This is a genomic window from Herbidospora cretacea (assembly GCF_001570605.1).
Lineage (GTDB): Bacteria > Actinomycetota > Actinomycetes > Streptosporangiales > Streptosporangiaceae > Herbidospora > Herbidospora cretacea.
Genome location: NZ_BBXG01000008.1, coordinates 345,707 through 367,528 on the forward strand (window position 1 = coordinate 345,707; position 21,822 = coordinate 367,528).

At 71.3% G+C, this 21,822-nt stretch carries 21 protein-coding genes and 1 pseudogene; 13 read left to right on the top strand and 9 right to left on the bottom strand.

Annotated features, from left to right (window positions below; all coding sequences use genetic code 11):
• Positions 1-52 precede the first annotated feature (52 nt).
• Positions 53-529 (bottom strand): low molecular weight protein-tyrosine-phosphatase, encoded by a 477-nt coding sequence (locus tag AW270_RS18460; RefSeq protein ID WP_061295819.1) that lies wholly within the window; start codon positions 527-529, stop codon positions 53-55.
• A gap of 195 nt (positions 530-724) precedes the next feature.
• On the opposite strand from AW270_RS18460, the gene AW270_RS18465 reads away from it, so the two are divergent.
• Together AW270_RS18465 and AW270_RS18470 are read left to right on the top strand one after the other, a co-directional pair.
• Complete coding sequence (locus AW270_RS18465; protein ID WP_061295824.1) at positions 725-3,163, top strand: M14 family zinc carboxypeptidase; 2,439 nt, start codon at positions 725-727, stop codon at positions 3,161-3,163.
• Between the two features lie 184 nt (positions 3,164-3,347).
• Positions 3,348-4,952: an arylsulfatase gene (locus tag AW270_RS18470; RefSeq protein WP_061295827.1), complete on the top strand. Its 1,605-nt coding sequence runs from the start codon at positions 3,348-3,350 to the stop codon at positions 4,950-4,952.
• Here the strand turns inward: AW270_RS18470 and AW270_RS38840 are convergent.
• From AW270_RS38840 to tnpA, 3 genes are all read right to left on the bottom strand, one after another.
• The gene (locus AW270_RS38840) at positions 4,927-5,085 is read right to left on the bottom strand and encodes a hypothetical protein (protein WP_157522184.1); all 159 of its coding nucleotides are present in this window, start codon (positions 5,083-5,085) and stop codon (positions 4,927-4,929) included. The two genes, AW270_RS18470 and AW270_RS38840, sit on opposite strands and share 26 nt — an antisense overlap.
• Positions 5,086-5,155: 70 nt before the next feature.
• Entirely contained in the window at positions 5,156-6,322 is a 1,167-nt protein-coding gene (locus AW270_RS18475; protein ID WP_245674757.1) for an RNA-guided endonuclease InsQ/TnpB family protein, read from the bottom strand.
• Between the two features lie 16 nt (positions 6,323-6,338).
• Positions 6,339-6,761, bottom strand: a complete 423-nt coding sequence (gene tnpA / locus AW270_RS18480) for an IS200/IS605 family transposase (RefSeq protein ID WP_061295830.1) — start codon at positions 6,759-6,761, stop codon at positions 6,339-6,341.
• A 156-nt stretch (positions 6,762-6,917) separates the two neighbouring features.
• On the opposite strand from tnpA, the gene AW270_RS18485 reads away from it, so the two are divergent.
• The 10 genes and pseudogenes from AW270_RS18485 to AW270_RS38845 all read left to right on the top strand — a co-directional run bounded on the left by AW270_RS18485 (position 6,918) and on the right by AW270_RS38845 (position 15,970).
• A complete protein-coding gene (locus AW270_RS18485) occupies positions 6,918-7,247 on the top strand; it encodes a cupin domain-containing protein (RefSeq protein WP_061295834.1) in 330 nt (109 codons plus the stop codon).
• A 37-nt stretch (positions 7,248-7,284) separates the two neighbouring features.
• A pseudogene (locus AW270_RS18490) lies at positions 7,285-7,659 on the top strand (phosphotransferase); the annotation flags it as partial.
• A gap of 91 nt (positions 7,660-7,750) precedes the next feature.
• Entirely contained in the window at positions 7,751-8,971 is a 1,221-nt protein-coding gene (locus tag AW270_RS18495; RefSeq protein ID WP_061296183.1) for a glycoside hydrolase family 16 protein, read from the top strand.
• 181 nt (positions 8,972-9,152) lie between these two features.
• Positions 9,153-10,313 (top strand): ROK family transcriptional regulator, encoded by a 1,161-nt coding sequence (locus tag AW270_RS18500; protein WP_061295838.1) that lies wholly within the window; start codon positions 9,153-9,155, stop codon positions 10,311-10,313.
• Between the two features lie 86 nt (positions 10,314-10,399).
• A complete protein-coding gene (locus tag AW270_RS18505) occupies positions 10,400-11,482 on the top strand; it encodes a sugar ABC transporter substrate-binding protein (RefSeq protein WP_082801641.1) in 1,083 nt (360 codons plus the stop codon).
• A complete protein-coding gene (locus AW270_RS18510) occupies positions 11,479-12,927 on the top strand; it encodes a sugar ABC transporter ATP-binding protein (protein ID WP_061295844.1) in 1,449 nt (482 codons plus the stop codon). The genes AW270_RS18505 and AW270_RS18510 overlap by 4 nt, the downstream gene beginning before the upstream one ends.
• Before the next feature lie 5 nt (positions 12,928-12,932).
• Positions 12,933-13,859, top strand: coding sequence for an ABC transporter permease (locus AW270_RS18515; protein WP_063819259.1), 927 nt, complete (start codon positions 12,933-12,935; stop codon positions 13,857-13,859).
• The gene (locus AW270_RS18520; protein WP_061295852.1) at positions 13,856-14,782 is read left to right on the top strand and encodes an ABC transporter permease; all 927 of its coding nucleotides are present in this window, start codon (positions 13,856-13,858) and stop codon (positions 14,780-14,782) included. The genes AW270_RS18515 and AW270_RS18520 overlap by 4 nt, the downstream gene beginning before the upstream one ends.
• Positions 14,775-15,593, top strand: a complete 819-nt coding sequence (locus AW270_RS18525; RefSeq protein ID WP_061295855.1) for an SMP-30/gluconolactonase/LRE family protein — start codon at positions 14,775-14,777, stop codon at positions 15,591-15,593. The genes AW270_RS18520 and AW270_RS18525 overlap by 8 nt, the downstream gene beginning before the upstream one ends.
• A gap of 20 nt (positions 15,594-15,613) precedes the next feature.
• Entirely contained in the window at positions 15,614-15,970 is a 357-nt protein-coding gene (locus AW270_RS38845) for a hypothetical protein (RefSeq protein ID WP_157522187.1), read from the top strand.
• On the opposite strand, the gene AW270_RS18535 is transcribed toward AW270_RS38845, so the two are convergent.
• Entirely contained in the window at positions 15,888-16,832 is a 945-nt protein-coding gene (locus AW270_RS18535; RefSeq protein WP_063819246.1) for a YihY/virulence factor BrkB family protein, read from the bottom strand. The genes AW270_RS38845 and AW270_RS18535 overlap by 83 nt on opposite strands.
• 28 nt (positions 16,833-16,860) lie before the next feature.
• The gene (locus tag AW270_RS18540; RefSeq protein ID WP_061295861.1) at positions 16,861-17,133 is read right to left on the bottom strand and encodes a DUF2087 domain-containing protein; all 273 of its coding nucleotides are present in this window, start codon (positions 17,131-17,133) and stop codon (positions 16,861-16,863) included.
• Positions 17,134-17,326: 193 nt separating this feature from the next.
• On the opposite strand from AW270_RS18540, the gene AW270_RS18545 reads away from it, so the two are divergent.
• Complete coding sequence (locus AW270_RS18545; protein ID WP_061295865.1) at positions 17,327-20,371, top strand: AfsR/SARP family transcriptional regulator; 3,045 nt, start codon at positions 17,327-17,329, stop codon at positions 20,369-20,371.
• A 31-nt stretch (positions 20,372-20,402) separates the two neighbouring features.
• Here the strand turns inward: AW270_RS18545 and AW270_RS18550 are convergent, their stop codons facing one another.
• The 3 genes from AW270_RS18550 to AW270_RS18560 all read right to left on the bottom strand — a co-directional run bounded on the left by AW270_RS18550 (position 20,403) and on the right by AW270_RS18560 (position 21,806).
• On the bottom strand, positions 20,403-20,594 hold the full coding sequence (locus tag AW270_RS18550; protein ID WP_061295871.1) for a hypothetical protein: 192 nt from the start codon (positions 20,592-20,594) through the stop codon (positions 20,403-20,405).
• A gap of 92 nt (positions 20,595-20,686) precedes the next feature.
• The gene (locus AW270_RS18555) at positions 20,687-20,881 is read right to left on the bottom strand and encodes a hypothetical protein (protein WP_061295874.1); all 195 of its coding nucleotides are present in this window, start codon (positions 20,879-20,881) and stop codon (positions 20,687-20,689) included.
• Between the two features lie 70 nt (positions 20,882-20,951).
• On the bottom strand, positions 20,952-21,806 hold the full coding sequence (locus AW270_RS18560; protein WP_061295877.1) for a DUF6119 family protein: 855 nt from the start codon (positions 21,804-21,806) through the stop codon (positions 20,952-20,954).
• Positions 21,807-21,822: the final 16 nt, after the last annotated feature.

Genomic DNA, 21,822 nt, shown 5'->3' on the forward strand with positions numbered 1-21,822 from the left:
CCGCCAATTTCGGTCATTTTATGACGAGAAGGACGTGTCCATGGCGCGCTGGTCAGCGTACTGACATATGGGCTTTTATTTCGGCGATGAGCCCCGGAGCGGCGGCTTCGATCTGGGTGCGGACCTGCTCGAAATCGGCGCGGCCCCCGTAATAGGGGTCGGCCACGTCCGGCGAGTCGGCCGCCGGGTCGAACTCGCGGAGCAGGCGGACCTTCGCCCGGTCGGCCTCGGTCGGGGCCATCGAGCGCAGGTCCCTCAGGTGCCCGCCGTCGAGGGCGATGATCAGGTCGTAGCGGCCGAACCAGAGCGCGCGGAACTGGCGGGCGCTGTGGGCGGTGGTGTATCCGGCCCGGCGCAGCGCGGCGACCGTGCGGTGGTCGGCGGGTTTGCCGGTGTGCCAGCCCTGGGTGCCGGAGCTGTCGACCTCGACGTCGAGGCCCTCGTCCTCCAGTCGCCGGCGGAGGATGTGCTCGGCCATCGGGGAGCGGCAGATGTTGCCCGTACAGACGAAAGTCACGCGAAAGACCACGACGAGACCTTAACACTTGGGCGCTTTGTAGCTTTATGTCCGAATAGACCATTTAGTTATCGAAACTTCCTAAATCGGTTGTTTCGACACCTTGACGGTGATCATCTCATGGGCGAAGACTTCAAAAATACTCGCGTGCCCTCTCCCGCCCGGTAGAACCTCGCCCGGCAGGCACGCCCACATGGAGGAACTTCAGTGAGGATCGTTCCCCGAAGGAGGAGCCGCCAGCTGGCGGTCGGCCTCGCCATCCCACTCGCCCTGGTGCTCAGCCCCCTGCCGAGCCTCGCCGACCCGGTGCCACCGGTCGGTGCGGTCGCCCCTGACCGGCAGCCCTCCGGCACCCAGGACGGTGTCGCGCTGATTCGCATCGTCGTTCCCGACCAGGCGGCCGTCGATCGCCTGAACGACATGGGCGTCGACCTCGCCGAGTACAAGAAGCCCACCGACGACGGCATCGAGATCCACGCGGTGCTGAGCCCGGAGGAGGCCCAGGCGCTCCGCGACCAGGGCTACGACCTGCGCGGCAGCATCAGCGACCAGAGCGACTTCGCCGAGAACACCGCCCAGCGCCGCCAGGCGCTCGCCCGGATCGCCGCCGCCGAGGCCGCCGACAGCGACAAGCTGACCGTCCTGCGGTCGGAGTGGTTCACCAACACCGGCGGCCAGCGGTTCCTGTCGGTCGAGGTCAAGTCGAGCGCCGTCGACGCCGAGACCGTGCTCACCGTGACCTGGGACAACGGGCCGGGCACCGAGCCGGGCTCGGGCGGCACCGCCACGATGAGCCGCTTCACCGACGCCGGTCAGTACATGTACCACCGCTTCAACTCGCCGCTGCCGATCAACACCGCTCCCTCGAAGGTGACGATCACCAGCAACCGCGGCGGCGCCGCCACGGTCGACGTGAAGCAGTGGCTGGGCCAGCCGCAGAAGTCGCCCAGCCCCCACTACGTGTCGGACTTCATCGACCACTACATGGACCCGACGGAGCTGACCAATCGCATCGTCGGCCTCGCCGCCGAGTTCCCCAAGATCTCCGAGATCGTCGACATGCCCAACCTGACCAACGGCTACCGCCGTGCGGCTCAGGCGCAGTTCGGCGGCACCGGCGCCTCCGCGTTCTATGTGAGCTCGAAGGCCTACGGCTCGGAGGGCGGCAACGGCATCACCACCGCGCTCACCAACCCGGGTAGCGCGAGCAGCCCGCTGTCGGTCGCGGTGAACGCCAAGGCCATCACCGTCAGCCTCGGCACCGACGCCAACGGCGCGGTGAACAGCACGTCCAAGCAGGTCGTGGACGCCATCAACGCCAGCGCGCCCGCCGCTGCCCTGGTGCGGGCCAGCCTCTACCGCACCAACACCGGCGCGGCCGTGGCGCCCACCGCCGCCGCGACGACGCTGACCGACAACCTCCAGGCCCCGGCGAGCATCTCGCGCGACCCGTGGCAGACGAAGGTGCTGCGGATCGGCAAGACCCGCGACGGCTCCAAGACGGGTGTCTTCCTGTACTGCCAGGAGCACGCCCGCGAGTGGGTGACCTCGATCACCTGCCTGGAGACCGCCGAGCGGCTGCTGCGCAACTACGCCACCGACCGCGAGACCAAGGACCTCGTCGACGACCTCGACATCTTCATCCTTCCGGTCGCCAACCCCGACGGCGCGCACTACAGCTTCTACGACTACAACTCGATGCGCCGCAACATGACCAACCACTGCCCCGAGAACAACGGCGACCCGGCCCGCCGCAACTCGTGGGGTGTGGACCTCAACCGCAACTTCTCCGTCGGCTCGCTCACCGACGGCTACAGCGGCGCCTCGTCCTCCTGCACCAGCGACACCTACGCCGGCCCGGCGGAGCTGTCGGAGCCGGAGGCCAAGAACGAGGTCTGGCTGACCAACGAGTTCCCGAACATCAAGTTCGCGATGAACACCCACTCGTACGGCGGCTACTTCATGTGGCCTCCGGGCGCCTACAAGGCGGCCGGCCGTGAGCTGCTGCCGCGCGTCGACTACGGCACCGAGAACTACTTCTGGGACGCCTCGTCCGAGATCCTCTCGGCCGTCCAGGCCTGGCGCGGCACCGGCATCTGGCCCGGCCGCACCGGTCCCGTCCCGGACGTGCTGTACTCGGCCGCCGGCAACAGCGCCGACGAGCACTGGTACAACCGCGGCATCATCGGCTGGGACTTCGAGGTCGGCGCCGACCTCTGGAACCCGGTGACCAAGCGCTTCGACCCGGTCGGCTTCCAGCCGCCGTTCGCCGAAGGCCACCAGGAGGCGATGGAGTTCGCCAACGGCCAGATCGCGATCCTGAAGGTCGCCAGCGAGTTCGCCGACGACAGCAAGCGGCCCACCTCCAGCCTGGTCAAGGTGTCGAGCGGCGAGGGCACCGCGACCTTCACCTTCTCGGTGAACGAGGCGGCCAACGTCTACTACACCCTCGACGGCAGCAAGCCCACGCTCCAGAGCACCAAGCTGGAGCAGGCGGGCATGCGTGAGGGCGCGGCGCACATCACCGTCGACAAGGACACCACCGTCAACTGGTTCTCGGTCGACATCGCCGGCAACGTCGAGCGCAACTACGACCCGGGCACCGGCACGGGCAACTACAGCAGCAAGACGGTGAAGGTGGGCTGACCCGCCTTCATCAGGTGGCCGCCGGGCGGTTCCCGGCGGCCACCGTCGTTTCCAGATGGATCGCTTTTCGGACCACTTGATGAGAGTTTCCCGACAGGTGGCGTGAAAAGATCAGATCAGGTACGTTCCAGCACGGCAGGCCGCATTACGGCCTCCCCCTGCCCTCACCAGAAGCCAAGGATCAATGCTGTCCACTACCAGGCGAGGATTCCTCGCGGGCACCGGCGGAGTCCTCGCCGCCGGGCTGGCCTCCGCGGGTACCGCCCAGCCGGCGGAGGCACGCGCCCGCGCTCCGCGTAACATCGTCCTGATCCTCGCCGACGACCTGGGCGGATGTGAGACCGGCCCCTACGGCCAGCGCATCATCGCCACCCCGGTCCTCGACCGCATGGCGGCGCAGGGCGTGCGCTTCGCCAACGCCTTCGCCGGTTCCTCGCTCTGCGCGCCGTCGCGCTGCTCCCTGCTGACCGGCCTGCACACCGGCCACGGGACCGTCCGCGAGAACCCCGAAGGCGGCCCGCAGCGCGCGCTCAACCACGACGACCTGACATTCGCCGAGGTCGCGCGGCTGGCCGGATACCGCACCGCGCTCATCGGGAAGTGGGGCTTCGGGCCCGAGCAGCCCGACCAGGACTCCCACCCGAACGTGCGCGGCTACGACGAGTTCTACGGCTACATCACGCACGCGCACGCGCACCAGTACTGGCCGACCTACCTGTGGCACAACCGGGAGATGGTCGCGTTCGACGGGGCGACGTACTCCCCCGACTTCCTGCGCGACCGCGCGGTGAAGTTCATCAAGGAGTCGGCCAAGGACGGCAAGCCGTTCCTGCTCCACTTCTCCACGATCCTGCCCCACTCGCCCAGCGAGATCCCGGGCGACGCGGGCCGCTACGCCGACGAGCCGTGGACCAAGGCCAACCGCCGCCACGCCGCCCAGGTGACCCGGCTCGACTCCCACGTGGGCGACATCCTCGACGCCCTGCGCCACGCGGGCGTGGCCGACGACACGGTGGTCCTGTTCACCTCCGACAACGGCCCGCACCACGAGAAGGGCGTCGACCCGAACATCTTCAACTCCAACGGCCCCTACCGGGGCGTCAAGCGTCAGCTGTACGACGGCGGCATCCGCATCCCCATGATCGCGTGGAACCCCGGTTTCACCCCGAAGGTCGTCGACGACCCGGTCGCGCTCTGGGACGTCCTGCCCACCGTGGCCGACATCGCGGGCGTGCCGAAGCCGGCCGGCCTCGACGGCCGCTCCATCCGCGGCCTGCTGACCGGCGACGACTACGCGGGCCACGACTTCCTGATCTGGAACCGCCCCAGGAAGATGCAGGCGATCCGCCGGGGCCACTGGAAGCTGATCCGCTTCGACCCGAACATCGCCGGCGCCGGCCCCGAGGGCCGCATCGAGCTCTACGACCTGCGCGGCGACCGCGGCGAACGCCACAACGTGGCCCACCGCCACCCGAACCTGGTCGAGGAACTCCTCGAACTCCTCGACGGCTCGATCGGCACCGACCCGCGCATCCCCTACGGCCTGACGGCCCGCGAGGAGGCCGGCGGCGTGGTGGTCTCCCTCGCCAACGGCTCGACGGGCCCGTGGCGCAAGGTCCGCCTCTACCTCGGCACGGCCGACGACAAGGGCGTCGGCCAGGAGCTGCTGTCCAAGGGCGAGTCCTTCGTCGCGACCTTCCCGGGCAGGGCCAAGGTCGCCCACGCCCGCTTCACCGTCAACGGCGAAGAGGTCCACTTCCGCGTCAAGGTCCAGCAGGCTCCCGTATGAACGCCAGGTAGCCGTTGCTCCACCCCGTCAGGCCGTCGAAGATCCGCGACGGGGTGGACCAGCCCGCCGAGCGGGCGAGCGACTCGACGATCTGCCCGTCGAGCGCGTGCGAGAACCTGAGCTGTCCGTCCACCAGCATGACCGTCCCGCAGACGTGCCCTTCGGGGGTGACTCCTCCGCCCCCTGAAGGAGGCGGCTTCTCGCTAAGCCGCTGCGGCTTCACGAAGGGCAAGCCCTGCCCTGAGAATGTTGATCGCCGCGTTCACATCGGCATGTGCGGCGTGCCCGCAGGCCCTACATCGGAACTCGGCTTGGGTGGCACGGTTCTCTTTCGCGCAGTGCCCGCAACGGGCGCACGTGCGGGAGGTGTTGGCGGGGTTCACTGCGATCAGCTCTCGACCGGCGCTTTCAGCCTTGTGCGACAGGATCGTCAGGAACACCCCCCAACCCGCGTCGAGGATGCTTTTGTTCAGCCCGGATTTCGCGGCTGCCCTGTTGGGCATGAATCCGCCCGCGCCGTCCGGCTTGGGCGCTGCCCGTTTGGTCATGTTGGTGACCTGGAGCGCTTCATGCGCGATCACGTCGTAGTCGGCCACCAGCATGAGTGCGGACTTGTGCGCGCTGTCGAGGCGTTGACGGCGGACCTTGCCGTGCAGGGCGGCGACGCGGGCGACCGCCTTACGGCGGCGCTTGGACCCGCGCTTCTTACGGGCGAGGTCCTGCTGAGCGGCTGCCAGCTCCCCGGCGACCGCCGCGAGGTGTCGCGGGTTGCCGACCTGCTCGCCGTCCGAGGTGGTCAGGAACGACGCCACACCCATGTCCACGCCGACGACCGCACCCGTGGCGGGCAGGATTTCGGCGGGCACGTCGTCGCACGACAGGATGACGTACCAGCGGGAGCCTTCCCGCTTCACGCTGATCGTCTTCACCCGGCCCCGCACCGGGCGGTGCCGGTGCACTCGGACATGCCCGACGCCTTGAAGTCGCACATAGGTCGTGGTGGGGTGCTCAGGCTGGGAGTCCCACCGGCAGCCGTCGCCGTCCTTGGGCCACTCGACGGTGTCGAACCAGTCGCGTCCCTTGAAACGGGGGAACCCCGGCGTGCGCCCGGCTTTGACGCGGTCGAAGAATGCGCGAAACGCCTTGTCCAACCGGCGCAGCGTGGCCTGCTGGGAGGAGAACGACCACCGCGCGTGATCCGGGTCGCCGGCGCGGATCGCCTTGAGCTGGGCGGACTGGTCGCCGTACCGGATCGACACCCTGGAGCGACGGTACGCCTCGCGCCGCTCCTCAAGGGCCGCGTTGTACAGGGCGCGGTGGTCGTCCAGGCACGCGGCGAGCGCGGCCTGCTGGTGCGCGGTCGGACGCATGAGGAACTTGTAAGACCTACGCACGGCCACCGCCCTTGGCGGGCCGCTCGTACTGCGTCTCGATGTACCGCCGCACCGTCTCGGCGGACGCAGCGCCGACGGTGGCCACGAAGTAGGACCGTGACCACAGCGTGGGCAACTGGGAACGCAGGTGCGCGAACTCGGCGCGCAGGTGGTGGGAGGTGAACCCCTTGAACTGGTTGGCCACATACGACGGCGAGTTCTTCGGATGCGGCTTGACGAACAGGTGCACCTGGTCGGGCATCACCTCAAGCGCCACGATCTCCCAGCCGTGCTCGTCGGCCTTGGCGCGGATCAGCTCCTCCAGGCGGTCTTTCACCCGACCGCCCAGAACGGGGCGGCGGTACTTCGGGCACCACACGACCTGGTACCCGAGGTCGTACGCCGCACCGGGGGAGGTGCGCACCTGACGAGTCACACGATCACTATAAAAGTGTCATGTATCTAACGCGCGTGATGAACGGAGATCTCTGATGCCCGAATCTGACGGGTCACTGCACGCTCGGGCCTTGGCGGCCCTCCCGCTCCCGATTCCTCCCACGGCTGAAGCCGCCGGTCCCCTCGGGAGGCAGTGATGGAGATCATCGAAGGCGCCGGCGTGTGGGCGGGCGCGAGCAACGACTGGGTCGAGCACCTGCGCACGCCCGACCTGTCGGTGGGGACCTACTGCATCCCGGCGGGCGGCGTCGACGACCAGAGCCCCCACACCGAGGACGAGATCTACGTCGTGACCTCGGGCCGGGCCCGCGTGGTCGCGTCGAGCGGCGAGGCGGCGGTCGGGCCGGGGGCGGTCGTCTTCGTCCCGGCGGGCGAGGACCACCGCTTCGTCGACGTGACGGAGGACCTGACCCTCCTGGTGGTCTTCGGCCCGGCCTACGGATCACGCGGCCCCTCGGGCCAGTGACCCGGCCGCCCATCGCCGGGCCGCCCGTCGACCCTGTCGACCTGCCGCCCGCCGTGCTGCCCCTGGCCGCGGGCGATCCCGTCACACCGGTCTGGCGCAACCAGCTCGGCGGCATCTGGACGTGGCCACCGCCCGTGCCCTGCTCGGCGGACCGCCGGAGGTCGACCGGCCGGTCGTCTGCCACGGGGACGCGTGCGTGCCGAACACGCTGATCGACGCCGGAGGCTCCTTCGCCGGGCACGTCGACCTGGGTTCGCTCGGCGTGGCCGACCGCTGGGCCGATCTCGCCGTGGCGGCCTGGAGCATGGAATGGAACTTCGGCCCCGGTTACGACGGGCTGGTCTACGAGGGGTACGGCGTGACCCCCGACCCCGTGCGCATCGCCTACCGGCTGCTCTGGGACCTTTCCTAGATCCATTAGGAAACTTTACTATTGACAACCCATGTGACAGGGGTGTTACATCCTCTTAATTTAAGCCGTGAAGCACGACCGGAGGACCCTCATGCGCCGACCCCGGCTGCTCCTAGCCCTGTTAACCGCGGCCGCCACGCTCGTCAGCGGGCTGGTGGCCATGCCTGCGGCCCAGGCCGCCATCGGGCCCGTGACCTGGTCAGACGAGTTCAACGCGCCGGCCGGGACGTCCATCGACGGGTCGAAGTGGAAGTTCGACATCGGCGGCGGCGGGTGGGGCAACAACGAACAGCAGTACTACACGAACTCGACCCGCAACGTTTACCACGACGGCGCGGGCAACCTCGCGATCACCGCGCGCCGGGAGAACCCGTCCAACCTGCAGTGCCACTACGGCACCTGCCAGTACACCTCCGGCCGCATCCTGACGGCCGACAGGTTCACCCAGGCGTACGGCCGCTTCGAGGCCCGGATCAAGATCCCGAGGGGTCAGGGCATCTGGCCGGCGTTCTGGATGCTGGGCGGCGGCACCTGGCCCAACGGCGGCGAGATCGACATCCTGGAGAACGTCGGCAAGGAGCCCAACACGGTCTACGGCACCGTCCACGGGCCCGGCTACTCCGGCGGCACCGCCGTCGGCGGCAACCGCAACACCGGCGCGCCGCTCGCCGACGCCTTCCACACCTACCGCGTCGACTGGTCGCCCAACCTGATCATCTGGTATCTGGACGGCTCGGAGTACTTCCGCGTCACCCCCTCCAGCCTGCGCGGCAACGCCTGGGTCTTCGACCACCCGTTCTTCATGATCCTCAACGTGGCGGTCGGCGGCTACTGGCCGGGCTATCCCGACGGCACCACCCAGTTCCCGCAGACCATGCTGATCGACTACGTCCGCGTCTCGGCCTGGCAGAACGACGGCGGCGGCGGCACCGGCTCCAACCTGCGGTCGGCGCTGAACAGCAAGTGCATCGACATCCCGGCGGCCAACCCGGTCGACGGGGCCCGCCTCCAGATGTACGACTGCAACGGCACCACCGCCCAGCAGTGGTCGATCAACAGCGACGGCACCGTCCGCGCGATGGGCAAGTGCATGGACGCCGCGGCGGCCGGCACGGCCAACGGCACCGCGATCCAGCTCTACACCTGCAACGGCACCGCGGCCCAGCGCTTCACCCTGTCGGGCGCGGGTGACCTGGTGAACATCGCGGCCAACCGGTGCGTCGACATCGCCAACCGCAACACCGCGAACGGAGCACAGCTCCACCTGTGGGACTGCACGGGCGCCTCCAACCAGAAGTGGTCCCGCTCGTAGCGTCCATCCGGGAAAGAGGGCATCCGCGACCCGGATGCCCTCTTTTTTCGTCGTGGTTCTGCCTGTTCCAGGCGTAATTCAGTCGTGACTCGCCGGATCGCCGGTGGAGTATTGACGGTTTTCGGCACCCGGCCGATACTCGGTTCACTTCGAGAGAGCGTTCTCTGTGAGGGGGTGAGCCTTGTCCCAGCGGACCGCCAACCGTGCCCGCGTCATCCGCGCCCTGCGGGAACGCGGCCCGCTGTCGCGCCGGGAACTGGCCGGCACGGGGCTCTCCCGCTCGACCGTCACCGCGGTCGTCGACGAACTCGTCGGCGCGGGGGTGGTCACCGAGACGGAGGGGCCGGTCCGGGGCGCCGGGCGGCCCGCCCAGTTGCTCTCCCTCCATCCCCGGCTCGGGGTCGCGGTGGGGGTCGAGATCGCCAACGGGGTGGTCCGGGCGGCGGTCTGCGACGTCTCCCGGCGGCTGCTCTCGCACGGGGAGATCGCCGTCGACGACCGTACCGAACCGGAGAAGACCCTCGTCGTGGTGGGCGAGCTCGTCGACCGGCTGCTCGACGGGCGGCCTCGGGAGAGCGTTCTCGGGGTGGGGGTCGCGATTCCCGGGCCGATCCAGCGGGGCACCGGGCGCAGCGGCCGGGCCACCACGCTGAAGCCGTGGGTCGACGTCAACCCCTACGCCGCCGCGGCCGAGGCGCTGCGGCTGCCGCTCGCCGTCGACAACGACGCCAACCTGGCCGCCGTCGCGGAGGCCACGTGGGGCGCGGCGCGCGGGCTCAGAGACGTCGCGTACGTCTACTCCGCCGCCGGCATCGGCGTCGGCTTCATCCTCAACGGATCCCTGTACGCCGGGGCGAACGGCACCGCCGGGGAGCTCGGCCACACCACGATCGACGAGAACGGCGAGATCTGCGAGTGCGGCGGCCGGGGCTGCCTCAACACGCTGGCCAACGCCGCGTCGATCACCCAGAACCTGCGCCGGAGCCATGGACGCGAACTGTCCATCGGCGAGGTCATCACGCTCGCCCACGACGGGGATCTCGGTTGCCGCCGGGTCATCGCCGACGCGGGCCGGCACATCGGGCTGGCCGCGGCCAACCTCTACAACCTGCTCGACCCCGAGCTGATCGTCCTGGGCGGGAACCTCGCGCCCGCCGGGGAGATCCTGCTGGGGCCGCTGCGGGAGTCCATGGCCCGCAGGGCCATCCACGCCGGGGAGGTGCTGCCGCCCTTCATCGCCGGCGAGCTCGGCCAGGACGTGGTGGTCGCCATGGGCGCCGCCGCGGTCGTGTTGCGGGACGACGAGAGGTTCCCGCTGCCGGTCAGGCATACCGGGAAGTGACGGCCCGGCTCCCGGTTGCCGCCGGGAGCCAGGCCTTTTACGCCACGGGGTGGGCCCGTGGCGGCGACACGAAAAGTGGAGCAGTCATGAATTTACCTCGCCTCGGCATGCTCTTCATGCTGGTCCTGGCGACGGCCTGCGGGACGGCCGCCGAGCCTCCCGCCGACGCGCCGGCGGGCAGACTGAAGATCGCCCTGTCCAACTCGTTCATCGGGAACCAGTGGCGGGTCGAGATGGAGAACGTCTTCAAGGCGGCCTGCGCGATGCCGCCCTACGCCGCCGCGGTCGAGTGCTCGGTCTTCAACGCCGGCAACGACGTGTCGACCCAGTCGCGGCAGATCTCCAACCTCATCTCGCAGGGCGTCGACGGCATCGTGATCAACGCGGCCTCGACGAGCGGGCTCAACGGCGTCGTCCAGCAGGCCTGTGACCGGGGCATCGTGGTGGTGTCGTTCGACAACACGGTCGATCATCCCTGCGGGATCACGGTCAACACCGACCAGGTGAAGTTCGGGCAGCTGCTCGCCCAGTTCGTCGTCGACCAGATCGGCGGCGAGGGCAACGTCGTGATGGTCACCGGTGTGGCCGGGACCGGCGCGGACAACGACCGCAACAAGGGCGCCAAGGAGGTCTTCGCGGCCAACCCCGGCGTCAAGGTGGTGGCCGAGTACAGCGGCATGTGGGACTCGGCGACCGCCCAGCGGGTGACGGCGGCGCAGCTCCCCAGCCTGCCGGAGGTCGACGGCGTCTGGGTGTCGGGCGGCACCGACGGCGTCATCAAGGCCTTCGCCGACGCCAAGCGGGACATGCCGGTGTTCGGCGGCGAGGCCGAGAACGGCTTCCGCAAGTACATGGCCGGGACCCTCACCCCGCAGGTGACCGGGATGTCGATCGGCCAGCCTCCCTACCTGTCGGTGGTGGCGCTGGAACTGGCGCGGGCGGTCATCACGAAGGAGCGTGAGAAGGGCAACCTGACGATCCCGTTCCCGGTGGTGACCGGCTCGGCTCTGACCCCGGGCGAGACCGTCTTCCCCGACCTGCCCGACAGCTTCTTCGCCGACTTCACCGACTCCGGCCCGGACGCGATCCTGGTCCTGTGCCAGGAGGCGGCCACCGACGGCACCCCCTGCCCGGGGAAGACCCTCGACGTCAAGCTCGGCACCCCATGACGGTCGAGGCCACCGGGATCCACCGCGCGTTCGGCGGGGTCCAGGCGCTCCGGGACGCGTCGTTCGCGGCGCGTCCCGGGGAGATCCACGCGCTGGCCGGGGAGAACGGAGCCGGCAAGAGCACCCTGATCAAGGTGCTGTGCGGGGTGCTCCGGGCCGACGCCGGGTCGGTCGCGGTCCGGGGCCGGGTCGCGACCGCCTTCCAGGAGCTGTCCCTGCTTCCCGACCTGACCGTGGCCGAGAACCTGCTGCTCGCCGCGCCGCCCCGGGGGCGGCTCGGCCTGGTCCGCCGCGGCCACCTCACCGCCGAGGCCTCGCGCGTCCTTGCTCTGTACGGCGTCAGCGAGATCGACCCCCGCTCCCCCGCCCGCGACCTGTCCGTGTCGCAGAGACAGGTGGTGGAGCTGGTCCGGGTGCTGGCCACGGAGCCCGACGTGGTCTTCCTCGACGAACCCACGGCGGCGCTGGCGGAACGGGAGGTCGACTGGCTCGCCGGGCACATGCGGCGGCTGCGGGACGCCGGCGCGTGCGTCGTCTTCACCTCCCACCGCTGGCGCGAGATCGAACGCCTGGCCGACCGGGTGACCGTCTTCCGCAACGGAACCCACGTCGCGACCCGGGAACGCCTGACCGAGGACGAGGCCGTCACCCTGATGACGGGCCGGACCCTCGACGCGACCTACCCGGACGTCTCGGGGATCGAGGCCGGCGAGAAGGCCCTCACGGTGACGGGGCTGACGAGCGGGCACCTCCGCGACGTCTCGTTCGACCTGCGCAGGGGCGAGATCCTCGGCGTGGGCGGCCTGGCGGGCCAGGGCCAGCGCGACCTCTTCCTGACGCTGTTCGGCGCCCGCAGGCCCGTGGCGGGCCGGCTCCTCGTCGGCCAAGCCGAGAGGTCGTTCCGGCGGCCCGCGGACGCGGTCAGGGCGGGGATCGCCTACGTCCCGGAGGACCGGAAGGCCGAAGGGTTGCTGCTGCCGCTGTCGATCCGCGACAACATCGCGCTCACCACGCTGGCCCGGCGCTCCCGCGCCGGATTCATCCGCCGACGGGCGGAGAAGGCCGAGATCTCCGGCGTGGCGGCGAAGCTGGCCATCGGCGCGGGCCGCGCGACCTCCCAGGCCGCCGGGACCCTCTCCGGCGGCAACCAGCAGAAGACGGTGATGGCCCGCTGGCTGCTGGCCGACGCCGACGTCTACCTGCTCTACGACGTCACCCGGGGCGTGGACGCGGCCACCAAGCACGACATCTACCACCTGATCGCCGGCCTGGCCCGCAGCGGCAAGGCGGTCCTCTTCCACTCCAGCGAGACCGAGGAGATCGCCCATCTGTGCCACCGGGTCCTGGTCCTGCGCGAGGGCCGGATCGCGGCCGAGCTCGCGGGCCCGGTCGGCGACGCGGAGCAGATCGTCGCCGCCTCGATCAGGGAGAGCGCCGATGCGTGATCTCGATGCGTGATCTCCAGGAGCGGCTCGGCTACCTGGTCCTGGCCGCGACCGCCGTCGCCTACTTCGCCGTCTACACGACCAGCCTCGGCAGGCCCCCGGGGTCGTTCGACTACCTGGCCATCCTCAACACGACGATGCCGCTCGTGCTGGTCGCCGTCGGGCAGAGTCTCGTCGTCATCACCGGCGGCATCGATCTGTCGGTGGGCGGGGTGGTGAGCGTCTGCGTGGCCGTCACCGCCGCCACCGGCGGGACCCCCGGCTGGATCCTCGCCGTGCTGGCGCTGGGCGCGGCGGCGGGGCTGGTCAACGGGGTGATCGTGGCGTTCGGGCGGATCGCCCCCATTCTCACCACGCTGGCGACGCTGTCGATCTACACCGGGGCCGCCCTCTGGATCCTGCCGGTCCCGGGCGGGTCGATCCTGCCCGGGGTCAGGGCGGTCCTGTCCAACCCCGGCGTCCCCACGGGGCTGGCCTGGCTGGCGCTGGTGGTGGCGGGCTGGTGGGTGCTGCGGCGGACCCGGTTCGGCATGCGCGTCTACGCCGTGGGCAGCGACGAGACGGCCGCCCGCGCGGTGGGCGTCCCGGTCGAGCGCGTCAAGGCGGGTGTGTACGCCCTCTCCGGGCTGTGCTCGGCGCTGGCGGGGGTGTTCTACGTGTCCACCACGACGGCGGGCGACGCCAACGCGGGCGCACCGTTCATCCTCACGTCCATCGCCTCGGTGGTCGTGGGCGGGGTGGCGTTCAGCGGCGGCCGGGGCAGCGCCATGGGGGCCGTCGCCGGGGCGGTCGCGCTCACGCTGGTCATCGACGTGCTGTTCTTCGCGGGCATCGACCCGCTCTACCAGTCGCTCTTCCAGGGACTGTTCCTCGTCGTCGCGGTGCTGCTCGGCACCGCCGCCGCCCTGCTCGCCCGCCGGAGGACCGCGTGAACCGCCGTGCCCTCTACGCCGCCGCCGTCGCGGCCGCGGTGCTGGTCGTCGGAGCGGTCCTCACCCCGGGGCTGGCGTCCTGGCCGGGGCTGCGGGCCGTGCTGGTCGTCGCGAGCTTCACCGGGTTCGTCGCGGCCGGGCAGATGCTGGTGGTCCTCGTCGGCGGGATCGACCTGTCGATCCCGTGGGTGCTGAACGCGGCGGCGATCGTGCTCACCACCACGAGCCTGGGGGCGTCCGGGCGGCTGCCGCTCGCGCTCGCGCTGGCGATCGGCGCGGGGCTGGCCGCCGGGCTGGTCAACGGGCTCGGGATCGCCTGGCTCGGGGTGCCTGCCGTCGTCATGACGCTCGGCATGAACGGCGTGCTGCAGGGTCTCACGCTGGGGCTCTCCCAAGGGTTGACCTGCGACGACTGCGGCCACTACGCCCCTTCGCCGCTCCGGGACCTGTTCGCGGGCACCGTCCCGGCCGCGCTGCTGGTGTGGCTGGGCGTCGCGCTGCTCGTGACGGTCCTGCTGCGGCTGACCGTCTTCGGGCGGCGGGTGTACGCGACCGGCGTGAACCCCCGGGCCGCCTTCCTGTCCGGGGTCGGGGTCAAGGGGGTCACCGTCGCCCTCTACACCCTGTCGGGCGGGTTCGCCGCGCTGGCGGGGATCATGCTGGTCGGCTACGGCGGGCAGGCCTCGCTGGGGCTCGGGGATCCCTACCTGTTCGAGTCGATCGCCGCGGTCGTGGTGGGCGGGGTGTCGATCCTCGGCGGCCGGGGCGACTACGTCGGCGTCGTCGCGGGGTCGCTCACGCTGGTCGCCGTCACGACGGTGCTGCGGGCCCAGCAGGTGCCCGAGCACGGCCGGCTCATGATCTACGGCCTGGTCATCCTCGCCATCCTGTTCGCCTACGGCCGGGAGAGAGCCCATGATTGACGTCTTCAGCGACATCCCGTGCCGCCTGGGCGAGAGCGCCCTGTGGGACGGCGAGCGCCTCTACTGGGTCGACGTCCTCGGCCACCGGATCCACGCCAAACCCTGGACCGGCGGCGACACGATCACCCTGGAGACCCCGGGCCCGGTCGGCGCCGTGGCGCTGCGGCGGCACGGCCTCGTGGCCACGCTCCGCCACGCCGTCGCCTTCGCCGATGTCGACGAGGGCACCCTGGAGATCGCCGCCGAGGTCGAGGACGCGGCGGAGAACCGGCTCAACGACGGCGCGGCCGACGCCGAGGGCCGGTTCTGGTTCGGGTCGATGAACCTGGCGGAGGAGAAGCCGACCGGCTCCTTCTACCGGCTCGACCCCGACCGCACGCTCACCCGGGTCTTCGGCGGGGTCACCTGCTCCAACGGCCCCGCCTTCAGCCCGGACGGCCGCACGCTCTACCACGTCGACTCCACGGCGGCGCGGATCACGGCGTACACGATCGAGGAGGGGGAGGTGACCGGCGGCCGCGTCTTCGCCACCGACGACGACTGCTTCCCCGACGGGCTGGCCGTCGACGCCGAGGGCGGCGTCTGGAACTGCAAGTGGAACGGCGCGAGGATCGTCCGGTACGCCCCCGACGGCACGATCGACCGGGTGCTCAGGGTCCCGGTGGAGCGGCCGACCCGCTGCGCGTTCGCCGGGCCGGACCTCGACGTCCTGGCGATCACCACCGCCGCCGGGACACGGCCGTTGTCGGGCCGGGTGTTGCTGGCCGACCCCGGCGCACGGGGCCTGCCCGCCCACGCCTACCTGGGCTGACCTGGGTATATGTTCGGATTATGTATGACGACGGTCTGGTGACCTGCACGGACACCGAGCTGATCATCAGGACGTACTACCTCTGGGGCGGCGACAAGCGGATCGCGTTGAGGGCCATCAGGGCGGTCAACGCGGTGCCGCTGCCCCACGGGAGCCGGCGGCTCTGGGGCACCGGCGACTTCGTGCACTGGTACAACCTCGACCGCGACCGGCCCTCGCGCCGGATGGCGCTGTGGATCGACGTCGGGGCCCGCGTCGTCCCGGCGGTCACGCCGCGGGACCCGCGCCGGTTGATCACGGAGTTGGCTTCACGAGGGATTCGGACGAATCGGGCTGGGGTTGTGCAGCGTGGCCAGAACTGGATGCGGCTGGCCTGAGGCGCCGGCGGTTCGCCAGGTCGACCACGGTGCCGTGGGAGCTGGTGGCGGCGTGCGAGGCGGCGTACAGGATCAGCATGTTGAGCAGTTTCAGGAACAGCAGCATGCCCACGGCGCTGGCCACCACGGTGTAGGCCGGATTCGACGAGCTGATGTTGAAGTAGAACTGCCCGAGGGTCTTCAGCGCCTCCAGGCCGACCGTGATGATCAGGGCGGGCCCGATCACGCGGCGGAACGACAGCCGCAGGCGCGGCGCGAGGGTGAGCAGGGCGGTCGACAGCAGCAGGTTCACCAGGAACCCCAGGCACACCGCCGCGGCCTGGAGCGCCAGGCGCGACGCCGGGGCGTCGGGTCCGACTGTGTGGCCGGTCAGCCACGACAGCGCCGACTGCGCGCCGAACGAGAACGCCAGCGAGGTCGCCAGCAGCACCCCGAGCGTCACCAGCACGGCCATGTCGATGGCCCACCGCACCGCGAAGGTGCCGGGATGCTCGTCGAGCCCCCACATCGTGCGGCTGGACGATCGCATCGAGTCGATCCAGAACAGCCCGGTCAGCGGGAGGCCGAACAGCGCGATCCAGCCGGCGGCGTCGCGGGCGTCGCGCAGCGCCGTCACGTCGAGCCGGGGGAAGGTGTCGCTGAGGTACTCGGCGACCTGGGCCAGCGCTCCGGGGGTGTCCCAGAGGTGGCCCATGATGACGAAGGCCAGCAGGCCGAGCGCGAAGATCGCGAAGAACGCGTAGTAGGTCATGCCCGCCGACAGACGGCCCCCGCCGAGCCGGTCGAATCTGATCGCCGCGCGCACGTGGTGGTCGAGCCAGGGATGACGCCGGACGAACTCGCCCCATCCGCTCACCCGCATGGCCCCTTATTACCCGGAGGGCGGCATTTCAGACGGTGCCGCCGCTGCGCCAGTAGACGTTGTTCTCCCTGGACAGGAAGTCATTATCGACCAGGTAGCGGCGCAGCGCGGCGTAGTCGTCGAAGAAGCCGCCGAGGATCTCGTTGACCTCCTTCTCGGGGTAGCGGACGCCGATCTCGAACGACGACTGGGCGATGCGGTCGAGCACGGCCATCCGCACGACGTGTTTGGCGGGCATCTGGATGAGGCGGCCGTCGCGCAGGAAGCGGTCGATGACCTCTGGGGTGACTTCGGTGGTCATCCCCCGATCCTAGGAGGGTCCGCAACGGCTTTTTCAGTCGGCATAAACTCTCGATAAATGGCATACTTTCCCAGGTCAGGACCGAAATGGGGATAATCGGCCAGCTTGACCCGTTCTGTTGCCGTATAGAGCGTGTATATCGATCGACCGGTAAGGTGCAGGACACCCCACGAGATCACCCCCGAAGGTGGCGATGAGGCTACGTGTTCTCGGTCCGCTCGACATCACGGTCGGCGGCGAACCCGTGCCGTTGCGGTCGGAGAAGCAGCGGCTCCTGCTGGCCGTGCTGATCGGCAACGCCAACGCCCCGACGACGGGCAGCCGCCTCATCGGCGCGCTCTGGGAGGAGCCGCCCGCGTCCGCGCACGAGAACCTCCGCCTGTACGTCTACCACCTCCGCAAGGCGCTCGGAGACCGCGACCGGGTGGTGCGCCACCCATCCGGATATGCCCTTTCGGTCGGGCCCGGCGAGCTCGACGCGGCCGACTTCGAGGCCCTGACGGCCGAGGGCGCGCGGGCGATGAACGGCGGCGACCCGGCGACCGGGCGGCGGCTGCTGGCCAGGGCGCTGGAGATGTGGCGCGGGCCCGCCTACGGGAACCTCGCCGACCACCCCGCCATCTGGCCCGCCGCGACACGGCTGGAGGAGGCCCGGTTACGGGCGGCCGAGCTGCGGATCACCGCCGACCTCGCGCTCGGGCGTCACGAGGACCTCGTCGGCGAGCTCACCGCGCTAGTGGCCGAACACCCGACCCGGGAGCGGCTGCGGGCCCACCTGATGCTGGCGCTCCATCGCGCCGGGCGGCGGGCCGAGGCCCTGGAGACCTTCCGCGAGGGACGGCGCGTCCTCATCGGGGAGCTCGGGCTGGAGCCCGGGGCCGAACTGCGGGCGCTGCACGAGGAGATCCTGCGCGGCGACTCCGGCGCGTCCGCGCCGCGCCCGGCCGAGCCCAAGAGCGGGCCGATGCTGTTCCCCACCCCGGCGCAGCTCCCCCACGACGTCGCCGACTTCGTCGGCCGGGCCGGGGAACTGGCCGAGCTCGACCGGCTGCTGGAGCTGCGGCAGCGCCAGGGGGTGCCCGCCTTCCTCGGGCTCACCGGGATGGGCGGCGTCGGCAAGACGGGCCTGGCCGTCCACTGGGCCCACCGGGTGGCCGGGCGGTTCGCCGACGGCCAGCTCTACGTCGACCTGCGCGGCTACGCCGAGGACGCCGAGCCGCTCGCGCCCCGCCAGGTGGTCGACCGGTTCCTGCGGGCGCTCGGCGTGCCGGGCAGCCGGATCCCCGACGACATCGACGAGCGGGCCGGGCTGCTGCGCAGCGTGCTGTCGCGGCGGCGGGTGCTGCTCGTGCTCGACAACGCCCGCGACGCCGGGCAGGTGCGCCCGCTGCTGCCCGGCAGCCCCGGGTGCGCGGTCATGGTGACCAGCCGCGACGGCCTCGACGGGCTGGTGGCGCAGGAACGCGCCGACATCCTCCAGGTGCACACGCTGGGCGACTCGGAGGGCGTGGCGGTGCTGGCCGGGCTCGCCGGGGGCGCGGTCGACGCGGCCGATCCGGAGCTGGCCCGGCTGAGCGAGCTGTGCGGCGGGCTCCCGCTGGCGCTGCGCATCGCCGGGGCGCGGCTGGCCGGGCGCACCCGGCTCACGGCCGGAGTCCTGGCCGGTCACCTCGCCGACGAGCGGAACCGGCTCAGCGAGCTCAGCCACGGCGGGGTGCGGGTGCGGGCCAACTTCGGGCTCAGCTACCGCGACCTCGACCCGGCGGCGGCGGCGCTGTTCCGGCGGCTCAGCCTGCTGGGCGTGCCCGACTTCGGCGAGTGGGCCGGCGGGCCGCTGCTCGACATCGGCCGCGAGCCGCTCGGCGAGCTGTTCGAGCAGCTCGTCGCCGCGCAGCTGCTCGAAGTGGTGGCGCAGGAGGGCGCGGGCGGGGTCCGCTACCGCTTCCACGACCTGGTCCGGCTGTTCGCCCGCGAGCGCGCCCTGGAGGAGGACGACGCCGCCACCCGCGCCGACGCCATGGCCCGCTCGCTCGGCACCTGGCTGTCGCTGGCCCAGGAGGCCCACCGCCGCGAATACGGCGGCGACTTCGCCGTGCTGCGCGGCGCCACGCCCCGCCGGGCGCCCGATCCGGCGCTGGCCGACGCGCTGCTGGGCGAGCCGATCGAGTGGCTCGCCGCCGAGCGGGCCGGGCTCGTGTCGGCCGTCTCGCACGCCGCCGACCTGGGGCTGGCGTCGCTGGCCTGGGAGCTGGCGATGACGTGCGTGACGCTGTTCGAGGCGCGCAGCCTGTTCGACGACTGGCGCTCCACCCACGAGGTCGCGCTCGCCGCCGCCCGCGCCGCGGGCGACGCGCTCGGCGAGGCCGCGATGGTGTACGGCCTGGGCAGCCTGGCCCTCTTCCGCCAGGAGTACACCCCCGCGGCCGAACTGCTGGAGGACGCCTCGGCCCGCTTCGAGGGCGTCGGCAGCGACCACGGCGTGGGCCTGGCGCAGCGCAACCTGGCTCTGCTCGACCGCATCACCGGCACGCCCGAACGCGCCCACCACCGCTACAAGGAGGCCGCCGACCTGCTCAGGGAGGCCGGCGACCGGGCCGCCCAGGCGCACGCCGGGATCGGGCTGGCCCAGATCAGGCTCGAAGAGGGCGGGTTCGCCGAGGCCGAGTCCCTGCTGCGCGACGCGCTGCGCACCTTCCAGGACATCGGCAACCGGCGCGGCCAGGCGCAGGCGCTGTTCCGGCTGGGCGACGCCTACATCCGGCAGGACCGCCCCGAGCCCGCCCGCGACGCGTTCGCGGCGGCGCTGCCGCTGGTCCGCTCGATCGGCGACCTCGTCGGGGAGGCCTATCTGCTGCGCGGCCTCGGCCAGGCGCAGCTCGCCTCCGGGGAGCGGCCGGAAGCCGAGACGTCGATGAAGGCCGCCGTCGCCGCCGCGCAGCGGGTCGGCGACCAGTTCGCCGAGGCCAGCGCCTCGCTGGGGCTCGGTTCCCTCTACGAGTCCGGCGACGACCTCGCCGCCGCGGTCCCCCACCTCGAACGAGCGGTGACGCTGTTCGCCGAGATGGGCAACCCGACCTGGCGGGCCCGCGCAATGGACGCCCTCGCCGTCACCCTCCGCAGGTCGGGTGACGAGGAGGCCGCGCGGGCCCTGTGGGAGACGGCCCACTCCCTGCTGGCCGGCCTCGACTCCCCCGAGGCCGCGAAGCTGGCGGCGAGGCTGACCCCTCGCCCCGAGTAGGCGCGCTCACATCCCGGTGGTCAGCCACTGGTCAGCCGTTGGGCGGACGCTGGTTGCCCCAGTGCATGTTCGGGTCGGGCTTGATGGTGCAGGTGCCCTCCGAGTCGATCTCGCACGGAGGCACCGGCGGGCCCGCCGGCGCCGCGAGAGCCGGGCCGCTGACGGCTCCCAGCACCCCGGTGGTCAGTGCGGCGGCGACCAGCGCCTTTTTGATCTTGTGCATGTCCGTTCCCCCGTCGAAGTTGAGATTCCAGCACTCGTTCCACCGCGACCGCCGCCGGCCCCCGTCGCGACGGCGGTCGCGTCCAGGAGCCGTCACGTGCCGTCGTCACCACCGCCACCGGGACCCTTGCAGCCCTCGTTGCCCCAGTGCATGTTCGTGTCGCACACGCTGGCGGGCGGTGGCCACGGCGACCCGTCCGACCGGGCCGAGGCCGGGGCGCTGACCGCGCCCAGCGCGCCGGCGGTCAGCGCGAGGACGATCAGCCCTGCTTTCGTGCTCTTGTTCATGGGCGGCTCCCCCGTATGAGGTGAGACGCCAGCGTGGCACGCCGACGTATAGGGCGCGTATATCCACTGATCATGGGCGCTGTACGGAGATCGCGACGTCCACCCCCAGCTCCGCGAGCTCCCGGACGGCCGCCGCGAGGACCGGCCGGACCAGCGGGAAGAGCCGTTCCGGCGGCACCGGCGTGGCGGTCAGGAGGGCGAACACCACCGACCGCGGGCGGAACCTGGTGCCGACCCGGCGGCGGCCCAGGCTCGCCGACTCGACCCGGCCGGCGAACCGGGCCCGCGCCTCCCGCGAGGTCGCCAGCGACCGGGCCGACTCCACCGCCCGCCGGACGGCGGACCCCAGGTCGGCGACCGTGGTGACGTGGACCAGGTCGCCGGTCTCGGTGAGCAGGTCGCCGAACTCGCCGCCGAGGGGCAGCAGGCCGGGGCGGAGGTTCCCGGCGTTGGCCGCGTAGGCGGCGGGCGAGTCGCCGGGGCGCCAGGCGGGCAGGTCGGGCCGGGTCCCGAAGAGAGGGCGGATCTCGTCGAGCGCGGCGGCCATGGCGGCGGGGTCGAGGGCGGACCAGTCGCCGTCGACCAGGGCCCACCGGTCGTCGACCACCGCCTGGAGCCAGGCCGGCACCCGGGCTCCCCCGATGTCCTTCGAGCCGGCGTACATGCGGATGGTCCCTGAACGGAGCGCGGCCACCCGCTCGCCCTCGCGCTGGAGCAGGACGCGCTGGAGCACGTAGGAGAGGTCGACGCTGTCGCGGTTCCCCGACACGCTGCCGATTTTGACGCGGAAGCGGTCGGCCCGGGGCAGCGCGGCGCGGCAGGCGGGCGGCACGACGATCTGCCAGGTCACGGCGTCGTCGCCGATCGCCGCGTCGAGACGGGCGTCGAGGACGGCCCGGGGTAAGGGGGGCTCGCAGCGGCTCATGAGGTTCCTCGTTTCT